The organism is Flavobacterium sp. S87F.05.LMB.W.Kidney.N (assembly GCF_004366435.1).
Taxonomy (GTDB): Bacteria; Bacteroidota; Bacteroidia; order Flavobacteriales; family Flavobacteriaceae; genus Flavobacterium.
Window position 1 is genome coordinate 1280307 of record NZ_SODX01000001.1, and the last position, 25608, is coordinate 1305914.

Annotated in this window: 22 protein-coding genes; 4 read left to right on the forward strand and 18 right to left on the reverse strand. The window is 33.8% G+C overall.

The window, feature by feature from the left end:
• Positions 1-119 precede the first annotated feature (119 nt).
• Positions 120-2384: an aconitate hydratase gene (locus EDB96_RS05630; RefSeq protein ID WP_134139599.1), complete on the forward strand. Its 2265-nt coding sequence runs from the start codon at positions 120-122 to the stop codon at positions 2382-2384.
• A 345-nt stretch (positions 2385-2729) separates the two neighbouring features.
• Positions 2730-3887 (forward strand): peptidoglycan endopeptidase, encoded by a 1158-nt coding sequence (locus EDB96_RS05635; RefSeq protein WP_134139600.1) that lies wholly within the window; start codon positions 2730-2732, stop codon positions 3885-3887.
• A gap of 3 nt (positions 3888-3890) precedes the next feature.
• Here EDB96_RS05635 and EDB96_RS05640 read toward each other — a convergent pair whose 3' ends face one another.
• The 6 genes from EDB96_RS05640 to EDB96_RS05665 form a co-directional block, all read right to left on the reverse strand.
• Positions 3891-4274 carry a response regulator gene (locus EDB96_RS05640; protein ID WP_057117044.1) on the reverse strand — a complete coding sequence of 128 codons (384 nt, stop codon included), beginning with the start codon at positions 4272-4274 and terminating at the stop codon, positions 3891-3893.
• Positions 4264-5457, reverse strand: coding sequence for a sensor histidine kinase (locus EDB96_RS05645; protein ID WP_241774358.1), 1194 nt, complete (start codon positions 5455-5457; stop codon positions 4264-4266). Before EDB96_RS05645 ends, EDB96_RS05640 begins: the two co-directional genes overlap by 11 nt.
• A 672-nt stretch (positions 5458-6129) precedes the next feature.
• Complete coding sequence (locus EDB96_RS05650; protein ID WP_134139601.1) at positions 6130-6888, reverse strand: methyltransferase domain-containing protein; 759 nt, start codon at positions 6886-6888, stop codon at positions 6130-6132.
• A 27-nt stretch (positions 6889-6915) separates the two neighbouring features.
• Complete coding sequence (locus EDB96_RS05655) at positions 6916-7260, reverse strand: hypothetical protein (RefSeq protein ID WP_134139603.1); 345 nt, start codon at positions 7258-7260, stop codon at positions 6916-6918.
• Between the two features lie 52 nt (positions 7261-7312).
• A complete protein-coding gene (locus EDB96_RS05660; RefSeq protein WP_057117040.1) occupies positions 7313-7651 on the reverse strand; it encodes a hypothetical protein in 339 nt (112 codons plus the stop codon).
• Between the two features lie 233 nt (positions 7652-7884).
• Positions 7885-8595 carry an SDR family NAD(P)-dependent oxidoreductase gene (locus EDB96_RS05665; protein WP_134139604.1) on the reverse strand — a complete coding sequence of 237 codons (711 nt, stop codon included), beginning with the start codon at positions 8593-8595 and terminating at the stop codon, positions 7885-7887.
• 158 nt (positions 8596-8753) lie between these two features.
• Here EDB96_RS05665 and EDB96_RS05670 point away from each other — a divergent pair, with 158 nt between their 5' ends.
• The gene (locus EDB96_RS05670) at positions 8754-10163 is read left to right on the forward strand and encodes an APC family permease (protein WP_134139605.1); all 1410 of its coding nucleotides are present in this window, start codon (positions 8754-8756) and stop codon (positions 10161-10163) included.
• 80 nt (positions 10164-10243) lie between these two features.
• On the opposite strand, the gene EDB96_RS05675 is transcribed toward EDB96_RS05670, so the two are convergent.
• The 7 genes from EDB96_RS05675 to dinB form a co-directional block, all read right to left on the reverse strand.
• On the reverse strand, positions 10244-10648 hold the full coding sequence (locus EDB96_RS05675; RefSeq protein WP_134139606.1) for an MFS transporter: 405 nt from the start codon (positions 10646-10648) through the stop codon (positions 10244-10246).
• Between the two features lie 149 nt (positions 10649-10797).
• Entirely contained in the window at positions 10798-11259 is a 462-nt protein-coding gene (locus tag EDB96_RS05680) for a DUF1810 domain-containing protein (protein WP_057117037.1), read from the reverse strand.
• A gap of 156 nt (positions 11260-11415) precedes the next feature.
• Positions 11416-12042, reverse strand: a complete 627-nt coding sequence (locus EDB96_RS05685; RefSeq protein ID WP_134139671.1) for an alpha-ketoglutarate-dependent dioxygenase AlkB family protein — start codon at positions 12040-12042, stop codon at positions 11416-11418.
• An 8-nt stretch (positions 12043-12050) separates the two neighbouring features.
• Entirely contained in the window at positions 12051-12827 is a 777-nt protein-coding gene (gene xth, locus EDB96_RS05690) for an exodeoxyribonuclease III (protein ID WP_134139608.1), read from the reverse strand.
• Between the two features lie 53 nt (positions 12828-12880).
• Complete coding sequence (locus EDB96_RS05695; protein WP_057117035.1) at positions 12881-14266, reverse strand: exonuclease domain-containing protein; 1386 nt, start codon at positions 14264-14266, stop codon at positions 12881-12883.
• Between the two features lie 44 nt (positions 14267-14310).
• Complete coding sequence (locus EDB96_RS05700; RefSeq protein WP_134139609.1) at positions 14311-17364, reverse strand: DNA polymerase III subunit alpha; 3054 nt, start codon at positions 17362-17364, stop codon at positions 14311-14313.
• The gene (gene dinB, locus EDB96_RS05705; RefSeq protein WP_134139610.1) at positions 17364-18545 is read right to left on the reverse strand and encodes a DNA polymerase IV; all 1182 of its coding nucleotides are present in this window, start codon (positions 18543-18545) and stop codon (positions 17364-17366) included. The genes EDB96_RS05700 and dinB overlap by 1 nt, the downstream gene beginning before the upstream one ends.
• An 85-nt stretch (positions 18546-18630) precedes the next feature.
• Between dinB and EDB96_RS05710 the strand changes: the two genes are divergently transcribed.
• Entirely contained in the window at positions 18631-19404 is a 774-nt protein-coding gene (locus tag EDB96_RS05710; RefSeq protein WP_134139672.1) for an XRE family transcriptional regulator, read from the forward strand.
• A gap of 162 nt (positions 19405-19566) precedes the next feature.
• Here EDB96_RS05710 and EDB96_RS05715 read toward each other — a convergent pair whose 3' ends face one another.
• The 5 genes from EDB96_RS05715 to EDB96_RS05735 form a co-directional block, all read right to left on the reverse strand.
• Positions 19567-20328, reverse strand: coding sequence for a phosphatase PAP2 family protein (locus EDB96_RS05715; protein WP_134139612.1), 762 nt, complete (start codon positions 20326-20328; stop codon positions 19567-19569).
• Between the two features lie 176 nt (positions 20329-20504).
• Positions 20505-22223 carry an ATP-binding protein gene (locus EDB96_RS05720; RefSeq protein WP_134139614.1) on the reverse strand — a complete coding sequence of 573 codons (1719 nt, stop codon included), beginning with the start codon at positions 22221-22223 and terminating at the stop codon, positions 20505-20507.
• Positions 22224-22304: 81 nt separating this feature from the next.
• Entirely contained in the window at positions 22305-23429 is a 1125-nt protein-coding gene (locus EDB96_RS05725) for a universal stress protein (RefSeq protein WP_134139616.1), read from the reverse strand.
• A gap of 84 nt (positions 23430-23513) precedes the next feature.
• Positions 23514-24593, reverse strand: a complete 1080-nt coding sequence (locus EDB96_RS05730; RefSeq protein ID WP_134139618.1) for a porin — start codon at positions 24591-24593, stop codon at positions 23514-23516.
• 402 nt (positions 24594-24995) lie between these two features.
• On the reverse strand, positions 24996-25547 hold the full coding sequence (locus tag EDB96_RS05735; RefSeq protein ID WP_134139619.1) for a K(+)-transporting ATPase subunit C: 552 nt from the start codon (positions 25545-25547) through the stop codon (positions 24996-24998).
• Between the last annotated feature and the right edge of the window lie 61 nt (positions 25548-25608).

Sequence of the window (25608 nt, forward strand, 5' to 3'; positions counted from 1 at the left end):
TTATTAATATATTAAATCCCGAGCGATAAACTCGGGCTTTTTCTTTTATAGCTCCTCTATTTTTTGTAACTTGTGATGTTCAAAATAAAATAAAAAAACAAAAAATAATTATAAAACTTATGGCTTTTGATATCGAAATGATTAAAAAAGTGTACGAAAACATGCCAAGTCGTGTTGACAAGGCACGCGAGATTGTTGGTCGTCCACTTACCTTAACAGAGAAAATTTTATACAATCACCTTTGGGATGGAAATCCAACAAAGGCGTTTGGAAGAGGAGTTGATTATGTTGATTTTGCACCAGACCGTGTAGCTTGTCAAGATGCAACTGCTCAAATGGCTTTATTACAATTTATGCATGCTGGTAAATCTAAAGTAGCAGTTCCTACAACAGTGCATTGTGATCACTTGATTCAAGCAAAGGTAGATGCTAAAACCGATTTGGCCAGAGCAAAAACACAAAGTAATGAAGTTTTCGATTTCTTGTCGTCAGTTTCAAATAAATACGGAATTGGTTTCTGGAAACCAGGAGCTGGAATTATTCACCAAGTAGTACTTGAAAATTATGCTTTCCCTGGTGGAATGATGATTGGTACCGATTCTCACACTGTAAATGCAGGTGGTTTAGGAATGGTGGCAATTGGAGTTGGTGGAGCCGATGCTGTAGACGTTATGTCTGGTATGGCTTGGGAACTTAAATTTCCTAAATTAATTGGAGTTAAATTAACTGGTAAATTATCAGGTTGGACTGCTCCTAAAGATGTTATTCTTAAAGTGGCTGGTATTCTTACTGTAAAAGGTGGTACAGGTGCTATCGTTGAATATTTTGGAGAAGGTGCAACTGCAATGTCTTGTACGGGTAAAGGAACTATTTGTAATATGGGTGCTGAAATTGGAGCTACAACTTCAACTTTTGGTTATGATGATTCTATGAGTCGTTACCTGCGTTCTACAAACAGAGCTGATGTTGCCGATGCGGCAGACAAAGTAGCTGCTTATTTAACTGGAGATCCAGAAGTTTATGCTGACCCAGAAAAATACTTTGACCAGGTTATTGAAATTAACTTATCTCAATTAGAACCACACTTAAATGGTCCTTTTACTCCAGATTTAGCTACTCCAATTTCTAAAATGAAAGAGGAAGCAATTAAAAATAACTGGCCATTACAAATTCAAGTAGGCTTAATCGGTTCATGTACAAATTCATCATACGAAGATATCTCTCGTGCAGCATCTTTGGCAAAACAAGTTGCGGCTAAGAATTTAAAAACTAAAGCTCAGTTTACTATTACTCCAGGTTCTGAAGTGGTGCGTTCTACAATAGAGAGAGATGGTTTTATAGAAACTTTTAATAAAATCAATGCTACTGTATTTGCTAATGCCTGCGGACCATGTATTGGTATGTGGGATAGAGAAGGAGCAGAGAAAGAAGAAAGAAACACAATCGTTCACTCTTTCAACCGTAATTTCTCAAAACGTGCAGATGGTAATCCAAACACTTTGGCATTTGTAGGTTCTCCAGAATTGGTAACTGCGTTAGCCATTGCTGGAGATTTAGGATTTAACCCATTAACAGATAAATTAATAAACGAAGACGGAGAAGAAGTAATGCTTGATGCTCCAACTGGAGACGAACTTCCTCTTAAAGGTTTCTATGCTGAAGATCCAGGATTTCAAGCTCCGGCTGAAGACGGTTCAGGAGTTCAGGTAGTAGTCAGCCCGACATCTGAGCGTTTACAATTATTAGCTCCTTTTGATGCTTGGGATGGTAAAAACATTACAGGTGCTAAACTGCTGATTAAAGCATTTGGAAAATGTACAACTGACCACATTTCTATGGCTGGGCCATGGCTTCGTTTCCGTGGACATTTAGATAATATTTCTAATAATATGTTGATTGGTGCTGTAAATGCATTCAACCAAAAAACAAATTCGGTTAAAAATCAATTAACAGGTACTTACGATGCCGTTCCTGCTGTAGCGCGTGCATACAAAGCAGCTGGGGTTCCGTCTATAGTAATTGGAGATCATAATTATGGAGAAGGTTCTTCTCGTGAGCACGCTGCTATGGAGCCTCGTTTCTTAGGAGTTAAAGCAGTATTAGTAAAATCATTTGCTCGTATCCATGAAACAAACCTTAAAAAACAAGGTCTTTTAGGATTGACATTTGCTAACGAAGCAGATTACGATAAAATTCAGGAAGATGATACAATCAACTTCTTAGATTTAACTGAATTTGCTCCAGGAAAACCATTAACATTAGAGTTTGTTCATGCAGATGGTACAAAAGATATAATCTTGGCGAACCATACTTACAACGCAGGTCAAATTGGCTGGTTTGTTGCAGGCTCTGCTTTAAACTTAATTGCTGCTGGAAAAGCTTAATCTTTAAGATTTACCTTATATATTAAAAAAACGCTCTGTGAAAACGGGGCGTTTTTTATTTAAGATCGCTAAATGGAAAAACTTATTTTTTTAATTACTGTTTTGTGACATCATTTTATAAGAAAAATAAGCTTAAATTTTAATTATCTGAAAATCAATAATGAAGCTTTTTTTGATATTAAGTCAAGTTTAAATTTGACATTTTGGAATAAATTAATTGTTAAAAATTATGGTTTTTCTGGTTTTAAGAGTTAAATTCGCCTTTGAGGTAATATATTTATAATTTTTAAGTTTAATTATGTAACTAAACTTAAAAAAAAGAAATACTAACTTAAATAGTAATTTATGATTTTTAGATTAATAATAGGAATGTTTTTTTTCAGTGTTGGAGTATTTGCACAAGATAATTTTGTTAAGCACAAAATTTCAAAAGGAGAAAATCTTTCTGTTATTGCTAAAAAATATGGAGTAAAAGTTAAAGAGATTTCTGATGCAAATCCAAACGCTTCTAAAATCTTAAAACTAAATTCGGTTCTTTTAATTCCAAATAAAAATAATGCTAACGTTAAAACTAAGTCTGAGCCTAAATCTGAAGTAGTTATAACTACTAGCCCAAATTCACACGAAGTAGCAGCCAAAGAAACGCTGTGGGGAATTTCAAAAAAATACAACGTCTCTGTTGATGATTTAAAGAAAGCTAATCCGCTTTTGGAAACGGAAGGATTGAAAATTGGACAGCAAATAACAATTCCTTCTAATTCTTCTGATGTTGTTGCATCCACAAATGAAAAGCCACGTGAGAATGCACCAGAAGTTATCTCTACAGAAGTTGAGCTTTATAGAGAAGTGAAACCGAAAGAGACGAAATACGGTATTTCTAAAGAATATGGAATTACTGTTGCAGAATTAGAGCGCCAGAATCCGTCTATAAAAGGGAAAGTACCTGTTGGATATCTTTTAAAAATTCGAGTTCCAAAAGAAAAAGCAGACGCGATTCAATCGGCTATTGCAATTAAAGAATCACAAAATGCTGTAGTATCTTCACCAGTGCAAATAGCACAAACTGCTGAAATTAAAAAAGATTCTACATTTGTTAGATTATCAACTGGCAGTCATTCAGAATTAATAGATCAGCTTATTGCAAATGCTACAGAAAACATTGGAGTGCGTTATAGATCGGGCGGGACCACAAAAGCAGGGTTTGATTGTTCTGGTTTAATGATTTGTACTTTTAATAATTTTGATATTAAATTGCCAAGAAGTTCAATAGAACAATCTCGTATTGGTACAAAAGTGAACACAGAAGAAGCTCAAAAAGGAGATTTAATTTTCTTTAGAACCAATGGGAGACGCCACATTAATCACGTTGGAATGATTGTCGAAGTTGCCGATGGTGAAATAAAATTTGTTCATTCATCAACTCACGGAGGTGTTATGATTTCTTCTACAAAAGAACCGTACTACACTAGAGCATTTTCTCAAGTAAATCGCGTTTTAGAATAATAGTTAGAGAGAAATACTTTCTAGTAAATCCAGTCGTAAAGGCTTGTTCCAAAAATCTGAAACATATTTATTGTTTTTTACCTTTTTAATTTCGTCAATATCCAAAGTTGATGAAAGAACAAAAATCTCAATTTTAGCTTTTAAGTTTTCTTCTAGAGTGGCAAATTCTGCTAAGAACTCAAATCCATTCATTATAGGCATCTGAATATCTAAAAGAATAATCAGCGATTTATGATCTGGATTTTGGACAAGCCAATCTATTCCTTCTTTTCCATTATTAGCTATAAATAAAGGATTGATATCTAATCCTTTTTTTAGCAGTTTTTTAATGATAAATTGGTCAATTAAATTGTCTTCTATAATTAGAAATTGCGGTTTAAATTGCATTTGAATTAGGTATCGTTACAATAAATTTACTTCCAACAGTACTTTCTGAAAAAACAGAAATATCGCCTTTAATATTTTCTACAGCTTCTTTTACAATATAAAGACCTAGTCCAGAACCTTTATTTTTGTTTGTTCCAAAATACATATCAAAAATATTGTCCTTATGATCATCGTGAATTCCAATACCATTATCTGCTACTTCAATTTTATTTAAGCCTTCACTAAAATATGTTTTAATAGTAATAAACATTTCTTGTTTGCTGCAGTCAGCATATTTTATGGCATTTGAAAGCAGATTATTAATAATGATTTTTAAACGAAGACCATCACTTTCAATCTGATCTACTTCGAGTTCCTGCGTAAATTTGATTTTACTTGCATTTTCAATATGCATTAATTGTAAAATAGCTTCATTAAACAATTCTTTCAAGCTTACTGGCTCCATGATTACTTCTTTTCTTTTGTTTTTAGAATAATCAATGATATCGCTAATAAATTGATCTTGTCGAGCGAGACTCTGATGCATCATTTCAAGATAATTTCGAACTTGATTTACATCATCTTCTAATGCCGTAATTTCTATAAGACCTTTTAATGAAGTTATAGGAGATCTTAAATCATGAGATGCACTATATACAAATCGGTCTAATTCGCGATTTACGATAATAAGATTTTCATTTTTTATCTCAGTCTCTTTTTTGGAAACAAGCAGTCTTTTGACCATAATAGAATAATAAAGACAAACACTGCAGATTATTATTAGAATAAAAAAGACATTCGAAATAATCAATAAATCCTTTATTTTTCGGGTTCCTTCACCTAAAACATTAGAAAAATTCCGTTCGTTAATAGTTAATTGATCACTTATAGCGCTGATTTGTTTTAAGTATTGCTGCTGATCTTCAATCGTCAAAAGATTCCGTTCAATTTTAGCATTAATCTGCTGGCCGATAACAAATAATTTGAAAATCAATTTGTCACCTTTTCCCCATTCATCTATTGCTTTTGATAGATAAGAAATCTGTTTAAAATTGTCAAAAAGCCAAATAATATCATCTAAATCTTCTTCATGATTTCGGCCAATTAAAAATCCGTTACGAGCAATTTTATTGTCGCCGGCTTTTAAAAGTGTAATTCGAGCAATACCATCGCCCTGAGGAACTTTTAATTCTTCTAAATACAATTTCCACTGATTTGGATTTTTAGTATATAGATAAGTTATAAGATGTCTTGATGCGTCTTTTTGTCCTTTCGAATAATGAGATTCACCATTAACATAAGCTCGATTAGCGGATAAAATTTTGATAGTAAAAAAGTTAATGCAGATTAGCAGTGCACACGAGATAAAAACTATTAAAATAAGAATGAAAACTTTTGGAAAACGAAAGTTTTTTAATGCTTGTAACTTAGACATAATCTTATAATTAATAGGTTAATATAAAGTGCCTTTTGTGTGCTTTTCTAGACTTAGAAATAAACTTATGGGGAAAGCTTATCAGCTAATATAAATTAAACACTTGTTAAAATTATTTGTCATTGAAAAAAATATCTGGAATGGTTTTCTCAAATATAATAAAATTTATCTTATTATTTTTACAAAAAAAATAACTGTCCAAAAGAATATAAAATCAAGGTTTGCTTTTGCTTAATTATTTGTTTTCTAGGTTTTTGTGTTTTTGTATTTAATTTTCATATAAGAATGAATTGTTTTTCTGAGAAGATAAAATGAGTTTACAAAGGGAATATTAAAACCCTTGAGCAATCAATTGTAAATGATTTTTTGTTTAATGATTTTTGAATAATCGTTAAATTAAAAGTAGAGAAAAAATTATGCTTTTTGAATCCAAGAATTTAATTAAAACTTACCATATATAATCAATCGTCTAAAAGCATAAATAGAAGGGACAACTGGAAAATAGGTATCGATTCTTTTTTTAAATTCATTTGACAATTCTTCAAATTCATTTGGTTTTAAACGTTCCTGATAAACTGTTAATGCAGAGCCAGAAATAAAATCGAAAAAATCGTTTTTATTAGCAGAAATTAAGGGATATACTTTTTCGTAAAGAACCAAATCTTTGCAGTTATTTTCAAAAAGAATTTTAGCATATTCATCTAGAGTTAATACCGGAGAAGGACGTGTCCAATTATTCAAGTAAGATGAAAATGGTTCTTCTTGAACTAGGTTTAAAAGTATTTTGTTAAGAATATTTTCGTTTTGCTGTGGCATTTGAACAGCTAATTGACCGCCTGGATTTATACGAGAAATAATTTTTTTAAAAAGTTCATTGTGATTATCAATCCACTGCAATGCCGCATTAGAAAAAATTAAATCCCATTTGGTTTCATTTTCGAGCTGTTCTAAAATTGTTCTTTTTTCAAAGTTAAGATGCGATCCTAAGGGAGCTTTTGCCAACATTTCAGCAGAATTATCGATACCCAATACAATTGGATTAGTAAGTTTTTCGGACAGTTTTTTTGTGAGTTCGCCTGTGCCGCATCCTAAATCGATAACTTTTAGGTTTGGTTTATCAACAATATGACTTGTAAGATCCAAAAAAGGTTTCGAACGTTCTTCTTTGAACTCGTTGTATTTTTTTGGATCCCAAGTCATAATCAGTTTATTTAAAATATAGTATTGCTAACGTTTTAAAATTAATGGGATCGCTTGTCCCATTTGTTTGAAAGTTCCAGTTATAACCTGATCTTTATCCAGAACGCCTTCATATTCTACCGCTAAATTTTCTACAGTAAATTTGAGGGTTGAATTTGCGAATGTTGTTGTTGTCACTGGAAGTCCAAATGCTTTTTGATCTGGACTGTCTAAAGTGGCGCTAAAACCATTTTCAGTTTTTGTCACATGCAAAACAAGATTAAGTTCTGCGCCTGGCACTTTCAAAACTCCTTTCCAATCACCTGTAATATCTTGGGCAAATGTGTTTAACGAAGCAAAAAAGAATAAAAGCAAAAAAGTAATTTTTTTCATGTTTTTTGAGTTTTGAAAAATGAGAGAATAATTTTGAAATGCTGAATTAAAGTTAAGAATTTAAATTTATCAATCCTCTAAAAAATTGAATACCGCCAAATAAAATAGCTCCCCAAAAAATAAAGCCAATATTTGAAAGAGTCAAAATAGTACCGCCAGCAAACCATAAAGCTCCATAAATCATGTCTTTTCTAGCTTTATCATTTTTTGCTTCTTCTATTTGACCTTCGATATTCTCAACAACAAATGCTGCATTTTCTGGAGTAAGGCCTTGTGAGATCAAAGCATTTTTGGTTTCAGAAGCAGATTTCTCTTGATTTACCATCAAGTCAGCAGCATAATTGTAAAACTGACTTGAAATTTCTAATGAACTTGTTGCACTGGTTTCCATAAATTGATTTTTTAGATTTTGGTTTATTTTGATTAGTCGATCAAATATAAATACTTGAAATCGTAAATGTTTACGGGAAAGCGTAAGGATGAAATTTATTTATAAAAAAAACTGCAAGTTGTGAAGCTTGCAGTTTAGAGAAAATATTGGAAAAGTTATTTTTTATCTTAATTTATAAATTTGAAATAGCTTTAAGGTCATGCCAAAAATGACTACAACCATTTACAAAATACTTATATATAATCTATAGTTAATTTATTACTATTTTTAAATGCAATAGACATTGGGTCTGGAAATACATCATAGAAATCTAAATTTATATCATTGCAGATATTTTTGACTAATGCTTGAGGTGAAATTTTATTATATTCTACGTCTGAAGACATTTTTGAATCGACATAACCAGGATATATTCCAAATACTTTAATATTATCTTCTGCTAAATCTTCTCTGATTAATTGCGTAAAAATATGTGCTGCCGTTTTTGATGCACAATACGTTGATAATCTTTTAATAACATAAAGACTTGCAATTGATAAAATATTAATTATAGCTGCATTTGAATTTGATTTTAGAGTAGGGATTAATTCGTTGGTGAGATTTACAACTCCAATATAATTTATATTCATTTCTAGTTTAGCATATTCATGAGCTTTTAAATTCAAAAAATTAGATTTCAACTCTATTCCAGCATTATTAATTAATATGTTAATATCTGTGTGGTTAGAGCAAAAATCTTTGATTTGATTACTATCTGTTACATCTAAAAGAAATGGAAATAAATTGTTAGGATGTAGAGATGCAAGAGCAGATAGTTTTTCTATATTTATTCCTGTAATATATATTTTCCTTACATTTTGATTTAATAACTCTTCTATGAAAGCTTTTCCTATGTCACCGTCAGCTCCTGTTAAGATTACAACAGAATTACTAAATAAATTCATACTTTAAATTTTTATAAATAATGCGTAAAAATACTACAAAAAATATTTTGTTGTAATTTTATTTTTCTTTTAGAATGCAAAACGTATTTGCGATTTATTTTCTAAAATCTAAAATTTCTAAAAAAAGTATATCTTTAACCAACCCTAAACCAATAAAAATGCAAGAAAACGACCAAGAACATTTTAAAAGAGAACTCGGATTATTAGACGGAACCATGCTTGTTGTGGGTTCTATGATCGGATCTGGGATATTTATTGTTAGCGCCGATATCGCCAGACAAGTAGGATCTGCTGGATGGCTGACTTTAATTTGGCTGATCTCTGGATTGATTACCATTATTGCTGCCGTAAGTTATGGTGAATTAAGTGCAATGTTCCCAAAAGCGGGAGGCCAATATGTATACTTAAAAGAAGCTTATAATAAATTAATTGCCTTTTTGTACGGCTGGAGTTTTTTTGCTGTGATTCAAACTGGAACAATTGCAGCGGTGGGAGTAGCTTTTTCGAAATTTGCTGCTTATTTGTATGAACCTTTTAGTGATGAAAATATTCTTTATGAGTTAGGTTCTTTTAAACTTAATGCTGCGCAGTTAGTTTCTATTTTTACAATTGTTTTATTGACTTACATCAATAGCCGAGGTGTCAAAAACGGAAAAATTCTGCAAACAGTTTTAACGATTATTAAGATTTTATCATTGCTGGGATTAATAGTTTTTGGATTAACGCTTGCAGCAAAAGCTTCTGTTTGGGATGCAAACTGGGCAGATGGATGGAATACTCGTGCATTTGACAAAGAAACTGGATCATGGCTCCCAATTGGAGGATCAGCTTTAATAACTGGAATTTCTGCAGCAATGGTTGGATCTTTATTTTCTAGCGATGCCTGGAACGGTGTAACTTTTATTGCTGGTGAAATTAAAAATCCTAAACGTAATGTGGGTTTCAGTTTGTTTTTAGGAACTTTTATTGTAACGATTATTTATGTTTTAACAAATATTATGTATTTGGCAGTGATTCCGTTAGACGAAATTGCAACAGCAAAATCTGATCGTGTCGCGGTTGTAGCGTCACAATATATTTTCGGGAACATTGGAACACTGATTATTGCAATCATGATTATGATTTCGACTTTTGCCTGTAACAACGGATTAATTATGGCAGGAGCAAGGGTTTATTACACAATGGCAAACGATGGATTGTTTTTTAAAAAAGCGGCTGTTTTAAATAGTTCTAGTGTTCCAGCTTGGGCACTTTGGGCGCAGTGTGTTTGGGCTTCGGCTTTATGTTTGACAGGTAAATATGGTGATTTACTAGATTTTGTAATCATCATTGTTTTGATTTTTTACATTTTAACAATCTACGGAATCTTCATTTTACGCAAAAAAATGCCAGATGTAGAAAGGCCTTACAAAGCTTTTGGATATCCGTTTTTGCCAATGTTGTATATTATTACGGCAGCAGCAATTTGTATCTCTTTGCTAATCACAAAATTCTCTACCTGCGGCTGGGGAGTTTTAATTATGCTGACGGGTATTCCAGTTTATTATTTAACAAAGCCGAAAGAATAGTTAGTTCAAGTTGTAAAATCCAATATAAAAAAGAACGCCTTGTGTACTTCACAGGGCGTTCTTTTTTGAGTAAATTCTATTTAAGAATCTGATAGATCGTTGTTAATTCTTTCTTCTGTTGGTCTCAGGAAAATTATATATATAATAATAAGTATTCCGAATAATACAAAATCTGGTTTTAAAAGTAATATTAAAAAAGCTGCGCCTTCTAAAACTGCCCATCGCATAATAGATGCTGCTTGATAAATTCGCATTTTTTCTTCCGCTTTGAATTTTGGATCGATTTGTTTTAATTGTGATTTGAATAAAAAACTGCTAAAAACGAAAGCGAGGACAGGTATAGATACATAAACTAGAGATGTTGAATCTATTGTTGGAATGTCTAATTTTTCAATTGAAAGCTCTCCTAAAAAGTAATAAGCAAGAACTGTTCCGGCACAAATAGCAAGATGAATAACTTGTAAAGTTTTAATTTTCTCGTTCATGATATTGAATTTTAGGATAATGCAAGATAAAACTTAAAAGGCTATCAAATATAAAACTTTACTTCTTGATATTTTTTGGCTTTAAAATAAAAAAGACACTACGCAATTGTAGTGTCTTTAAAATGTAAAAAATCTATGAGTATTGTAAATTATACAATAGAAGGCTCAGTAGATGATTTTATAGTTGAATTAATAATAGACAAAGTCAGTGGGTCGCATTCTCCAGAGAAAAAAGCATCCAGAATTTCGTTAAATATCGGATTTGTATTTTCTACTAAAGAAAACAAAGTCATGCAAGAACGTAATTTTCGAGCGTCTAAATCGCCAAAAATTCCGTCTGCAGATTTTCTTTTGAAGGTTAATAAAAGCTCTGAAATCTCGATTAAATGTTTTCCTAGAATTGGATGTTCTAAATAATCAGATGCTTCTTTTAAATCATTAATGGCGTAAAGAATTGCAGTATCGCTTTTTCCTAAACCTTTAATTTGGGGAAAAATAAACCACATCCAGTGTGTTTCCTTTTTCCCTTTACTGATTTCAGAAAGAGCGGTAAGATAAAGTTTGTTTTGCGCATCTAAGAAGCGCGCTAAATCATTGTTTGAATATGCCATTACGGTATTGTATTTAAAAAAAGGTTGCAAAAATACTAAAAAAGATAGGGTCTGCCTAATAAAACGTTCATACAATCAGTAATTTAACTTTTTTCGACAGAATTTTCCTCTTCGTTATTGAGCCAAAAAACTGGCTCATTTTTAGTTACTAATAACTTACACATTTCGGCGGGTTTGCCTAAATGTTAAATTGATTCTTGGTAAAACATCTCGCGCGGTTTTCGGAACTTGGTGCTGCCAAAAGCTATTTGTTGTTCCGGACATCAATAAAAAAGAGCCATGATGCAGCGGGATTTCAACCTGCGGAATGTCTTTGTTGAATTTATGACGAAGCCTGAACATTCTAGTTTCACCAAAAGTAACCGATGCAATAATCGGGTTTGGTCCAGTATTGTGTTCTTTGTCGCTATGCCAGCCCACACCGTCATTTCCATCTCGGTATAAATTAAGCAGAACGGTATTAAAATCAAGCTGTGTTTCTTTCTCTACGCGGCCTCTAATAGTCAATAATTCGTAATTCCAGTCCGGACCTTTTGGATCTGCTCCTGGATTATCCTTGTCTTCATACCAGGCAATCATTCTGGGAACGGTGTAGATTTTATCGTAAATTTCCATTTCGTATTCTCTCCATTTGGTTTTACGGAGCAGTCTTTCATAAAAGCGATCAGATTCTTCTTTGGTGAAAAAATTATCGATCAAAATCAATTCAGAATCAGGAATGTCAAATACTTTTTTTCCTGCCAAACCTGGGGTAAATAATTCGGTGTCGTTAAATAATGTCATTGTTGCATTCATTTTTTATCAATTTCAATCCACACAGGAGCATGATCGCTTGTTTTTTCCCAGCCTCGCACATGACGGTCAACACCGCCAGAGCGCAATTCTTTTGCAATTTGCGGACTCAGTAAAAAATGATCAATTCTCAATCCTGCATCACGTTCATAAGCATTTCTAAAATAATCCCAAAAAGTATAAATCTTCTTATCAGGATATAATTTCCGAATAGCATCTGTCCATCCCTGCGAAACAATAGTTGCAAAAGCTTTTCTGACTTCAGGCAGGAAAAGCGCATCTTTTACCCATTTTTCAGGTTTATAAACATCCAATTCTGTTGGCATAACATTATAGTCGCCAACAAGTATTACGGGAATTTTTAACTTCAATAGGGTTTCTGCACGCTCGGCCAAGCGATCAAACCATTTCAGTTTATATTCAAGTTTTGGTCCTGGCGCAGGGTTTCCGTTTGGGAGATAAAGACAGGCAATTACAATTCCGTTAATTAAAGCTTCGACATAACGACTTTGGATATCTTCTTCATCACCTGGAAGAATACGGGTTATTTCTTCAATCTCCATGTTACGGGCAAGAATTGCCACGCCGTTCCATTGTTTTTGTCCATGCCAAATAGCATTGTAACCCGCATCATTTATCGCTTTAAGCGGAAATTTATCCTGTGGTGCTTTTAATTCCTGAAGGCAGACAATATCTGGAGCAGCTTCTTCAAGCCAGCGCAGTAATACATTTAAGCGTCCGTTAACTCCGTTTACATTATAGGTTGCTATTTTCATGTTTCATTTAATTAGTTGTAATATTAAATTTACTGATAATTAAGCATTTAATTCTATTCTTGGTTAAGGAACTGTTTCTTAAAGAATACTTTACCTGGATATTTTTCTGCGTAAGCAAAAATCAAATGCACAATGTATTGATTGCTTTTATAGGGCGTAACATAGTTTTTTACTTCTGATGGATCTGTAATCGAAACATCTGTTGGAATATGTCCCATACCATAAAAATGGCCATTTTCAATCCAAATACAGCTGCGTTCGTCTTTGGTTCTCCCTTTATCAATAATGGCAAAAGTGGGACGGTTGTTTAACAGAAAATCAATTGCATTATCAACTTGCTGATTATGAAGCAAGGCATCAGGCAGACTTTTCATATCATTATGATGAAAAAGCTCCCCATCTTCAGGTCTGGAATATTTGCAGAATCTTTGATCAATTTCAAATTGTTCAGAGAGCTCTCTCAGTAAATTTATAGCGTTATACAAACTATTAAATTCATGAATGCAAGTCTGAAATTTGGTTAGTTTTCCAACGGCTAAATATTTATATCCGTTTCTTGCTTCATACTGATAAATTCCAAATTTTGCTTCAAAGCGTTTTAATGCTCGGTTGTAAGTTGGCCAGAGTTTTTTGATTTCGGTACATTCTAATAACAAAGCCATTAATTCGGTTGCGCAGACTTCAAACGAAATTCCGTGAATATCACGCAGAAAATGCTGTCTTTGGGAATTAATTTTATGCCCGCTGAAATGAGAAGCGACGCGCTTTTTTAAGTTAATCGCTTTTCCAACATAAATCACTTTTTTCTGCTGATTATAAAAATAATAAACTCCTGGCTTTTCGGGTAAATTACTAAAATCTTCTGGAGGTAAATTTGGTGGCAAACGCTGGTCTTCAGATGTTTTTTTGATCATTTTGTTGATCTCGCCAGCATCATCCCATTCCAATAATAAAGAAAATAATATAGCAGTAGCATCTGCATCTCCGCCGGCGCGGTGCCTGTTTTCTAAACATATATTTAAGGAGTTGCAGAGATTTCCCAAACTATATGATCCCAATCCTGGTTTAATTTTTCGTGCTGCGCGAACGGTGCACAATTTTCTGGCAGTCCATTTAAAACCAGCTTGTTCCAATTGATGACGAACAAATGAATAATCGAAGTTGACGTTATGCGCGACGAAAATACGATCGGTAAGCATTTCAAGTACTTTCTCCGAAATATCATCAAAAATAGGTGCATTGGCCACCATTTCGTTATTAATCCCTGTTAAACCAAAAATAGAAAGTGGTATTTCTTTTTCGGGGTTTACAAGCGTTTCATAACGGTCAATTACATTTTTACCATCATGAATAATAATGGCAATTTCTGTAATGCGGCTGCCACTGGCATTCCCGCCTGTGGTTTCAATATCGACTATGGCATATTCCGTATTTCTCATCTTTATATAACGTAAAATCTATTTCTTCATTTGTTATTTTAATGCTAAAATTTCATTCGATGTCTCGGCAGATTAATTTCATGTCCCTGCGGATAAGGTTCGCGATGCGTAGGACTAACATCCTCCTTAATTAATCGCTGTGTTTTAAACTGATCTTTTGCATCCATATAACGAGGATCGGGGATAAAAGGCATCTTGGCCATTTTGAGGATCGTTATGGTTGGAAAGTGATAATCGACTTCTACATTTCCTAAAAGCAAATAACAGCCTCCGCCCTGAAAAGGATGCTGCGCGAGACTATCAGGAAAATGCGCCGTGTCAAAATAAGAGCCTTCATGATCAATCCAAGTTCCAAAATACATATTTCCTTTTTTGGTAGGAACCTGTTTTCGGGCAATTAAATAAGCCAGCATTCGAACCTGTTTTTTATGATGCGAGACAAGATCTTTTGCCATAACATCGCCGCGGTATTTGGTTTGTAATAAATCAAAAACGGTACAGGATACAGGAAAACTCAAAAGCTCGATTTCATCAAAAGCATCTTCAAAAACAGAACGATCTAAAGTTGGAAGCTTATATTCTTTAACGGGTTCTTGTAAAAGCATCAAACTTCTGTTTTCTGGTTTAAAATTATTTAAAAGTAAACTTGCAATAACGAGAAGCTGATTCTTGGTTTTTCCTGTAAAGCGAAAAGCATCTATAAAAATCAAAATTTTAATACTTTCAATGCCAATTGGAATACGGTTAATAAAATCCTCCAAAGAAAGAAAATCACCATTTTTCTCACGATCCGATTCGATCAAATTTGCTATTTTCGATTCTAAGCCCTGCAGATGCATAAAACCTAGATAAATATCATTTCCATAAACCGTAGTTTGATATTCACTTTTATTCACACACGGATTAAGTATTGTTGCTCCAGACATACGTGCTTCGTGTACATAAACTTCTGTTCTGTAAAATCCGCCTTGATTATTAATAACCGCTGTCATAAATTCGACAGGATAATTGATCTTGAGATATAAACTTTGGTAACTTTCTACCGCATATGAAGCAGAGTGCGCTTTACAAAATGAAAATCCTGCAAAAGACTCAATCTGGCGGTAAATTTCCTGACTAAGCCCTTCAGGATGTCCTTTTTGGGCACAGGAAGCAAAGAAATTATCTTTTACTTTTTGAAGCGCTTCTTTAGAACGCCCTTTTCCAGACATAGCACGACGAAGAATATCGCCGTCTGCAGCAGGAACGCCTCCGTAATGCTGGGCAATTTTGATCACATCTTCCTGATAGACCATAATACCATAGGTTTCGCCAAGATGTTCTTTGAAAACCTCATGAAAATATTGAAATTGATCTGGATTATTATGACGAAAAATATATTCTTTCATCATTCCAGATTGTGCAACGCCGGGACGAATAATTGAAGAAGCTGCTACAAGAATCCTGTAATTATCGCAATTTAAACGGCGCAATAATCCACGCATTGCGGGACTTTCGATATAGAAACAGCCAATGGTTTTTCCTTGTGCCAAATGAACATTGCATACAGCTTCATCTTTAGATATAGAAGTGTCACGAATATCTACTTTTATGCCTCGGTTTTTTTCGATTAGTTTTACGCTGTCATCGATATGCCCAATGCCGCGCTGACTTAGAATATCGAATTTTTCGAAACCAATTTCTTCGGCAATATGCATATCAAAAAGTACGATAGGGAAACCTTTTGGAGGCATTTCCAACGGCGTATAATTGGTGATTGGTTCTTCAGAAATAATAATACCGCAGGCATGCATACTGCGCTGATTGGGGTATTTATTCATCATAAGACTATAATACTGAACCAGCTGTACAATAGAATTAGTTTCTTGCAATGCCATTGGATTTTTGGCCAGCATATCTAATTCTTCTTTTGGAAGACCAAAAACTTTCCCGACTTCCCTGAAAATAGAACGGTGTTTGAATTCTACATTGGTACCGCAAAAAGCAACATGATCGCGGCCATATTTATCAAAAATATATTCTAAAATTATATTACGCTCTTTCCAGCTCCAATCGATGTCAAAATCGGGCGGACTTTTACGATTTAAATTTAAAAATCGCTCAAAATACAAATCCAATTCTAATGGGCAAATATCTGTAATGCCTAAACAATAGGCTATAATACTATTGGCACCGCTGCCTCGGCCAATATGCATAAAACCCTGACTATTGCTGTAGCGTACAATATCCCAAGTAATTAAAAAATAACCGCTGAATTCTAATTCATCGATCACTTTTAGTTCCTTTTCTATACGCTTTTTTGCTTCTAGATTCTCGTTTCCATAACGTCTTTTTAATCCTTTCATAGCCAAGTCGGTAAGCATTTTTAAATCTTCCTGACGACTTGTAGTAAAGAATTTTTTGTTTTTTGGAGTAGAAAAATCATATTCAAAATTGCAGGAATTAATAATTTTTTCTGTGTTAATTATAATTTCAGGATACTTTTCATAAAAAGGTAACAGCGATTCTACAGGCAGCATTTTTTCAGAAGTTCTGCAATAATCAGCTTCTGTTAATTTTGATAAGATAATATTCGTATCAATTGCACGCAGAATTTTATGCAGATTAAATTCTTTTTTATTTCTAAAAGTTACCGATTGCAGTACAACCATTTTAGAAATTTTATCTTTATGTTCTGATGTGAAAAGTCTTGAAACTTCTTCGGGACGAATGCCGATAAATTCATTTTCACGAAGAACTTTCGGAGCATTTTCTAAAGTATAAATTACAAAAACCGATTTGAATTCGGGTGCAGTTAATGGCAGTTTTTCTCCGCTGAAATTATGATTCGTTAAAAAACGATTCATTTCAGCCAAACCTTCAGCATTTTGAGCCAAACCGATATATCGAAACTCATGACTGCATCGAAACTCCATTCCGACCAATGGTTTAATCTCTTTTTCAATACATGCTTTTATAAAATCATAAATTCCCGTTACTGTATTAATATCAGTAAGTGCCATTGCTTTAACACCATAAGAAACGGCCTCCTCGATAAGTTTATCAAGAGGAATTGTGCCGTAACGTAATGAATGATATGAATGACAATTGAGATACATTATTTGCTGCGTTTTAAAATTTCGTCTTTGTTATTGGGTTTAAAAGAAGCACCGGCACAGCGCATTACGGCGTCAAAGCCATAACGGTTTTTCATTTTATCCATAGCAGCATAAAGTGAAAGCATTTCCTGAGTATCTTCAAAAAGATCAATTTGATAGGTACCGCGAACTAATCCGCTAAAGCGAACACCAATCAAACGTAAACGCATACGACGCTGATACAATTTTTCAAAAAGTTCCATTACATTTTTGGTCAAAACGTGATCTGCTGATGTATAAGCTACTCTGTATTGTTTGGTTTCTGTATCAAAATTGGCATAACGTATTTTAACCGTAACTGTTGAGGTTAACCATTGTTCCGACCGAAGCTGAAAAGCCAGTTTTTCGACCATTCCTAAAAGCACTCTTTTTAGTTTGGCAATATCAATTGTATCTTGAGAAAAAGTATGTTCGGTAGAAATTGATTTTCTTTCACTGTAAGGTTCTACAGGCGTATGGTCGATTCCGTTGGCCTTTTTCCAGATGTCCAAACCATTTTTTCCAATCATCTGCTGTAAAACCTCAGGAGGCATTTCTGCTAAAGTCTGAATTTTACGAACACCAATTCGGGATAAAAGCTGGAACGTGACATTTCCAACCATCGGGATTTTTTGAATCGATAATGGATTTAAAAAAGCCTGTACTCCCTGCTCAGGAATTTCGAGATTCCCTACAGGTTTGCCTTCGCCAGTTGCAATTTTAGAAACAGTTTTATTAATAGATAGCGAAAAACTAATAGGCAGTCCAGTTTCTTTTATTACAGATTTTGCCAATTCATCTGTCCATTTATAGCTTCCGTGAAATTTATCCATTCCAGTAATATCCAGATAAAATTCATCGATACTGGCTTTTTCTAAAACGGGTGCTTTTTCCTGAAGAATTTGAGTAACATCGTGCGATAATTGTGAATACAATTCCATGTCGCCTTTCATAACTTTTGCATCTGGACAAAGTTTTAGCGCCATTTGAATAGGCATTGCAGAACGCACCCCAAATTTGCGGGCTTCATAAGAACAAGAGGCTACAACGCCACGATCACCTCCACCAATAATAAGAGGTTTGTCTCTTAATTCTGAGTTGGTTAGTCGTTCACAGGATACAAAAAAAGTATCCAAATCCATGTGTACAATTGCCCTTGCCATTTTCTTGTTTTTGTATGAAACAAAATTAACACAGATGATAACAATTTTTTGTATATTTGCTGTTCCAAATTATAACAAATTAGTTATGTCCTTATTTTCAGACAATATCAGAGCATTAAGGGTTAAGCATAAAATATCACAAGAAAAGTTAGCCCAAAACCTAAGAATTACAAGAGGTAGATACGTTAAATACGAAGATGGAACTTCCGAAGCGCCGTATGACATTTTAAAGCAAATCGCTTTATATTTTCATATGAGTATCGATTTGTTATTGTCTGTCGATATACGTAAAATAAACGTAGAAAATTTAATAAAACTAGAAGGCAATCGACTTATTTTACCCATACAGGTAGATAGTTTTGGGGAGAATTATATCGAAATTGTATCTCAAAAAGCAAAAGCCGGTTACCTCAACGGTTATGCCGATCCAGAATACATTGAAAGTTTGCAGCAGGTTTCGCTTCCTTTTTTAGGGCCTGGTAAACACCGCGGATTTCCTGTAGAAGGTGATTCGATGCCGCCACACGAAGATGGTTCTATTATTATCGGACGTTATGTGGAAAGGTTAGGAGAGGTGATGGATGGTAAGACCTATATCTTGATTACCAAAAATGAAGGTATGGTCTACAAACGTCTCAATAAAAACAAAAAGAATTCTTTAGTTTTGGAATCTGATAATAGTTTTTACCCAAATTATGAAGTGAAAGCTTCTGATATTTTAGAGATTTGGGAGTACGAATGCAACATCGGCCGATCTGATAAAAAACAAACCTTATCTGAAACTGAAAGTATGAAAGAACTGCTTCTTGAAGTAAAAAGAGAAGTGATGGAGATTAAGAATAATACTTCGAACACTTAAAAGGCTTTTTGCCACAGATTGCACAGATTTGAAGGATTATTTTTTTCCGCCACGAATTTATGAATTTTGATTTAAAGTAATTCGTAAATTCGTGATGGAAAAATATAGACAACATTAGTCAAAAAATCTTTTTAATCCTTTTAATCTCTGTGGTTAAAAACGCTAAAAAACTTTCACAAAACCCAATCCATATTGCTGCCCATTATAAAAAGGCATTACCATAGAAGTTGACTTACTTTCAGAAGAAGATTTGAATAATTTTTTGGTAATATAAGGATTCATCCAATACGCTAATTTGGTGCTCAAAATTCCAATTCCAGCTCCTGCAGCGACATCGGTTAACCAGTGGCGGTTATTGTAAATTCTAAATAATCCAGTTCCGGTTGCAACGGCATATCCGGCAATTCCGTACCAAATCGATTTATCTTTGTATTCCTGCCATAAAAACTCGGCTCCGGCAAAAGCAGTCGCAGTATGTCCTGAAGGAAAAGAATTGTTCGAACTTCCGTCTGGACGTTCTTCATGCACAATCGATTTTAAACCTAAAACCGTTGAAGCCATTATAACATAAGAAGTCACAAATATTACAGAACGATCTCGTAGATTGTTTTTACCTTTTACTCCAAAAGCATTCAAAGCATAAACAGATGCTGCGGGTGCGTATTGAGAGAAATCGTCAATAGTAATTTTCTCGTCAATGTCTTCAGTAACTTCATTCTTAATTTGATGATTAAAACTTAGGAGTTGATCATTTCCAATTCCAATAACACCATAGCCAATTAATGCACTTGGAATAATTAATTGTTTGTAATTAAATTTTAAATGATTTGAAGTACTGTCAATTTTTACAATTGAATCATTTTGCTGTGCATTTGCAGAAAATAATCCGAACAGGAATACAAGGGAAATCGTTTTGAGGAACATTGTTTTTGTCGTTATATTTTGCAATAATAGCGAATGTTCAATGCAGGTATTTTGGGCTTAATTGAACCTTAAGGGAATATTAATTTGTTGGTTTTAAATAGAATGGTTTGATTAAGATTGACTAAATATTATCTTTTTTTAAGTGTCATCAGTTCTAGAAAATGGTTCGAATCTTTTTAAACCTTCAACGAAAACCAAAACGTACTTCCCAATCCTAAATTACTCTCGACCCCAACATTCCCATTTTGCGCTTCAATAAATTCTTTGCTGATTGCCAAGCCTAATCCTGTTCCGGATTTTTGACTTCCCGGAACCTGAAAATATTTATCGAAAAGTTTGTCTTTGTATCTTGTATCAATTCCTTTTCCGGTATCGATGACCTGAAATACGATTTGATTATTTTCTTTTTTTAATTTGATGAAAATGGTGCTTTTTTCAGAAGAATACCGAATAGCATTCGACAAATAATTAATTAAAACCCAGCCTGTTTTTTCGCTGTCAGCTTTTACATCTTCAAGATTTTCATCTGCATTAATAACCAATTTAATCTGTTTTTGATCGGCCTGAACTTTTACGGCTTCAACAGCATAATTTACAATTTCATGCGGATTACTTTTTTCAATATTTAGTTGAATATTTCCAGTTTCCAATTGTGATAAATTGAGTAATTCGCCTGTAATTTTTAATAAACGCTGACTATCGTCTTTAATGCTTTCCACCAGTTGCTTCTGATCATCGTTCATGTCGCCCGTTTTAGCATTTTCAAGCAATTGTAAACTCAGTTTTATAGATGCAATAGGTGTTTTTAATTCGTGCGAAACGGTCGCAATAAAATTGGTTTTGGCAAAATCCAATTCTTTAAAAAGTGTAATGTTTCTCAAAATAATTACATCACCGATATTAATTTCTTTTTCTTCACCAGTCGGAATTATAGTAATATTCAGAATCTCTTTTTCAAAATAACTCTCTTTTCCGTGAGCATAAATTTTAAGCGGTTGTTTTTTAGGTGCATTGACATCATCTTTTAAAATCAACGACCGAATCAAATCATTTGATAAGGCCAAATTTGAAGCCGATTTTCCAATAACATCTTCCAATTTCAAACCAATAATTTTTAGCGCTTCGTCATTGGCAAACAAAACAATTCCTTCATTGTCCAAACCAATAATAGGGTCGTGCATATTATTGATTAAAGTTTCGAGACGTTTCTTCTCAAAGAATAATTTGTACAAATTACTATCATTATATTCCTGAAGTTTCTGCGCCATCGTATTAAACGACTTTGCAAGATCACCAAATTCGCTATGACTTGTAAAATGTACCCGTTCTGAATAATTTTTATTGGCTATTTCTTTAATACTCAGCGTTAATTCCTTAATTGGATTAGCGATATTATTGGGTAAGTTGACCAGTAAATTAAAGGCAATCAAAAAGCATAAACTTCCAACAATGGCAATCCATAAATTAGCATTTTCGGCTGTGAGTTTGGCAATATCACTTTTCTGTTTTATAGCATCGAGATTGAGTTTCATGATTGCAAAAATGTCTTTTCTGATTTGCGTTTTTAAAGTTTCATCAGTACCATTTTTTTCTAAAAGCGAAAAACTTTTTTCCAGATTTTCGGTTGCTTCCTTTTCTCCAGGTTCAGTTACATTTTGCGTTTGCTTTTCCAGATATTTTTTAAAAGTCTTAATCTCATTATCAGGATTGGTTTTAATTTCATCCAAAGACAAAATCATATTTCGCGAATATTCTAATGTATTATAATTCGCTTTTAGAATATTCTCTGTGTCTGCTTTTATTAAAAAAACAGAATAACCGCTTACGAGCGAAAGTATAATGATCATTAAAAATAATAATCCAACACCCAGATTTAATTTGGTTTTAATTCTCATAATTTTAATTTTTGTAAAATGTTGGCTGTGAGATGTAAAATGTATTTCCCAAAGATCATCTCACATTTTACATCAAACATTTCACGATAATATAACAAGATCAACATTTGATAAAGACAGTTTGTTTAGCAAACGCCTGAAAATTGTTGTAGACAAAATTACTTTAAATAAATTCAAATGCGGTTTTCCAATACATACAGTTGTAATTTGTTTTTCTTCTGCAGTAATCAAAATCGCATCGGCAATATTTTTATGTTCTAATTTAATAACTTCTGCGCCTAATTGTACGGCGAGTTTAAAGTTATTTATTAAATGACGTTGTTTGTCTAAAGCAATTTTTGTACTGCTTTCCTGCGGTGTTTCTACGTACAAAACATACCATGATCCGTTGTAATAACTTGCCAATCGTGCTGCTTTTCGAATCACAATTTTGGCTGTTTTATCATTACTGCTAATGCACGCCAGTAATTTTTCATGTCGCAAAGCATGAAGATTCGGAACTTCATTCTCAACTTTTCGAACGACTTGACTCGCTACTTCTTTCAAAGCCAGTTCTCGAAGTTGAAGAATTTGTTCCGATTTAAAAAAGTTCGTTAAAGCCGTCTGAATTTTATCTGGAGTATAAATTTTTCCTTCTTTCAAACGTGCAATCAAATCTTCCGAGGTCAAATCGATATTGACCACTTCGTCTGCTAATCGTAAAACATTATCTGGAATCCGTTCCTGAACGTCTATTCCCGTAATACGTTTCACATCTTCATTTAAACTCTCAATATGCTGAATATTGACAGCCGAAATGACATTAATTCCAGCTTCCAGAATCTCCAAAACATCCTGCCAGCGTTTTTCGTTTTTGCTTCCTTCAACGTTTGTGTGTGCCAATTCATCAACAATAACTACTTCTGGTCTAAGGTTGATGATTGCCTGAACATCGAGTTCTTCGAGTTCTTTTCCTTTATAGAAAATCGTCCGCCTCGGAATAATCGGAAGGCCAGAAAGTAATTCATGCGTTTCCTTCCGCATGTGTGTTTCGATGTAGCCAATTTTCACATCGATTCCGTTTTTCAATAACGAATGCGCTTCCTGAAGCATACGGAAAGTTTTGCCCACACCGGCGCTCATCCCAATGTAGATTTTAAACTTCCCTTTTCGTGATTTCTGAATCAAATCGAGAAAGTGCTGTGCGTTATTATTTTCGTTTTCCATAAAAATATGCTTTAAGCAATAAGCTTTAGGCTTTAGGCAGTATAACTTTTAAAAAGGTTACTGCTTAAAGCCTATAGCCTAAAGCTAAAATGAAATCGCCAATGAAGTCGTTACAAACGTATTCGTATCCGTTGGAAGATTGTCTTTATTTGTGAAGATTTCATCTTTGCTTGAAAGATTTCTGGCTTCAATTCTAAACATAACATTATCAGTAACTAAGTAATCAAAGTTAGCTGAAAAACCGTAAGTTTTAAAACCGTTTGGCGTTTCAGTTGCAATGATTACTCCTTTTTCGTCGCTGTAATATTCACCGCGTGCTGCAAGCTGAATTTTATCTGTTGGTTTGTATTGCAGAATTAAAACTGGCGAAAACCAAGTGTCGTATTTATTACTATTTTTAGCCGATTGTTGTGATCCAACATCAAAACCAGCCGTTACGTTTGTTTTTTCTGTTACTTTAAATTGTCCGTAGAAATTATTAAAATAGCGCCATTTTTTGTCAATATCCGGTTGTTCATTTCCAACATAAGTGCTCCAGTTCAAAACCACTTTATCAGATGGTTTGTACGTAACTTGCGTTCCAAAAGCAGGCGTTTGATTGCCTTCTACTTTCTCAATTCGTTGCCAGCCATTCAAATACATTCCTGCCAAATACCATTTTCCAGATTCAGACGTATAGCCAATTTTTACTCCCGTTTCATAATAAGGAGAATTCTCAGCCAGAATACTTCTCGTTAAAGTCTGACAGTCTTTTCCAATGGCGCTTTCAAAACCAATATGCGAAGGCATAATTCCCGCGTCAATCCATAAATTATGGTTTTTCGAAATCTTCACACCGACATTTGCTTCGTAAACATTTTTCAATAAACCCTGCTCGGCTGCCATATTATATTCGGCATAAGTTCCGGCCATCAAAGCGAAATTTCCACGAATATTTTCTTTAGAATAATTCACTTTCGCCATACCCAAATTCAGGTTTACTTCGTTGCTTTTATTATAACTATAAAAAAAGTTTGGCCGAGTATGATTTTCCGGTTTTCCGAAATCATAACTATAATAAGCGTCTACATATCCTGAAAACGTAAACGGACTTTTCGATTCTTCTTGTGCGTGTAAATTGCTAAAACCAAAAGCGATTAAAGCAGTAAGTATTATTTTTTTCATTTTTTGTGGTATTCAATTATTTTATTAGTAGATTTTTTAGGAGCTATTTCCCGCTCCAGAACCCTCGGGACTATCGGGGCTAGGTCATTTGGGGTAAAAAAGGCATTTTCGTTTCCTGCAAGGTTTTTAAAACCTTGTAGATATTTAATTTTAAGTTTAGTTTTTATCGCTTAGTTTGTCATTTCGACGAAGGAGAAATCTCCGTAAGTAGCTCCGTAAAGTGAATCGCCAATCTTTGTCGAGTTTCTTGCGAAGATTTCTCCTTCGTCGAAATGACAAGAATACGTATAGAAAAGAATTAGAATTCGTAATAACGAGTTTATAATACCTAACAGGTTTTTAAAACCTGTTAGGATAAAAAACTTAGAATCTCAGAACCTTAGAACCTTAGCATCTTAGAGCTTAACGAATCTGATCCAGCGCCACATTCAATTCCAGAACATTCACAGTTTCTGGGCCAACAACAGCCGAATTAATTTTAGACTCCACCAAAGCTTTTACTTTTGCTTCGTCCAGTTTTCGCTCTTTAGCAATTCGCTTAACCTGAATCAAAGCGCCTTGCGGAGAAACATTCGGATCTAAACCACTTCCAGAAGCCGTAACCATATCAGCTGGAATGTCCGATTTTTTCAAATAGGGGTGAACCAATAAAAGCGTATCAATTCTTTTTTGAACCAAAGCCAAATAATCAGCATTGCTTGGTCCTTTATTACTTCCGGCACTTCCAGCCGCATTATAATCTACAGCCGAAGGTCTTCCCCAGAAATAATTCGATTTGTCGAATTTCTGACCAATTTTTTGGTAACCAACCACTTTTCCGTTAACCAAAATCGTTTCTCCTTTTCCTTGGTTTGGAGTAATTTGTGCGATTCCGTAAATCGCAAGAGGATAAATAACCGCAAACAAAATCAAAGTAAGTACGGTAAGTTTTAAGAGTGAAAATATTGTTTTCATGTTTCTAATGTAAAATGTTAGATGTAAAAAGTGATTTGTAAAATTGTTATATGTGAGTTTT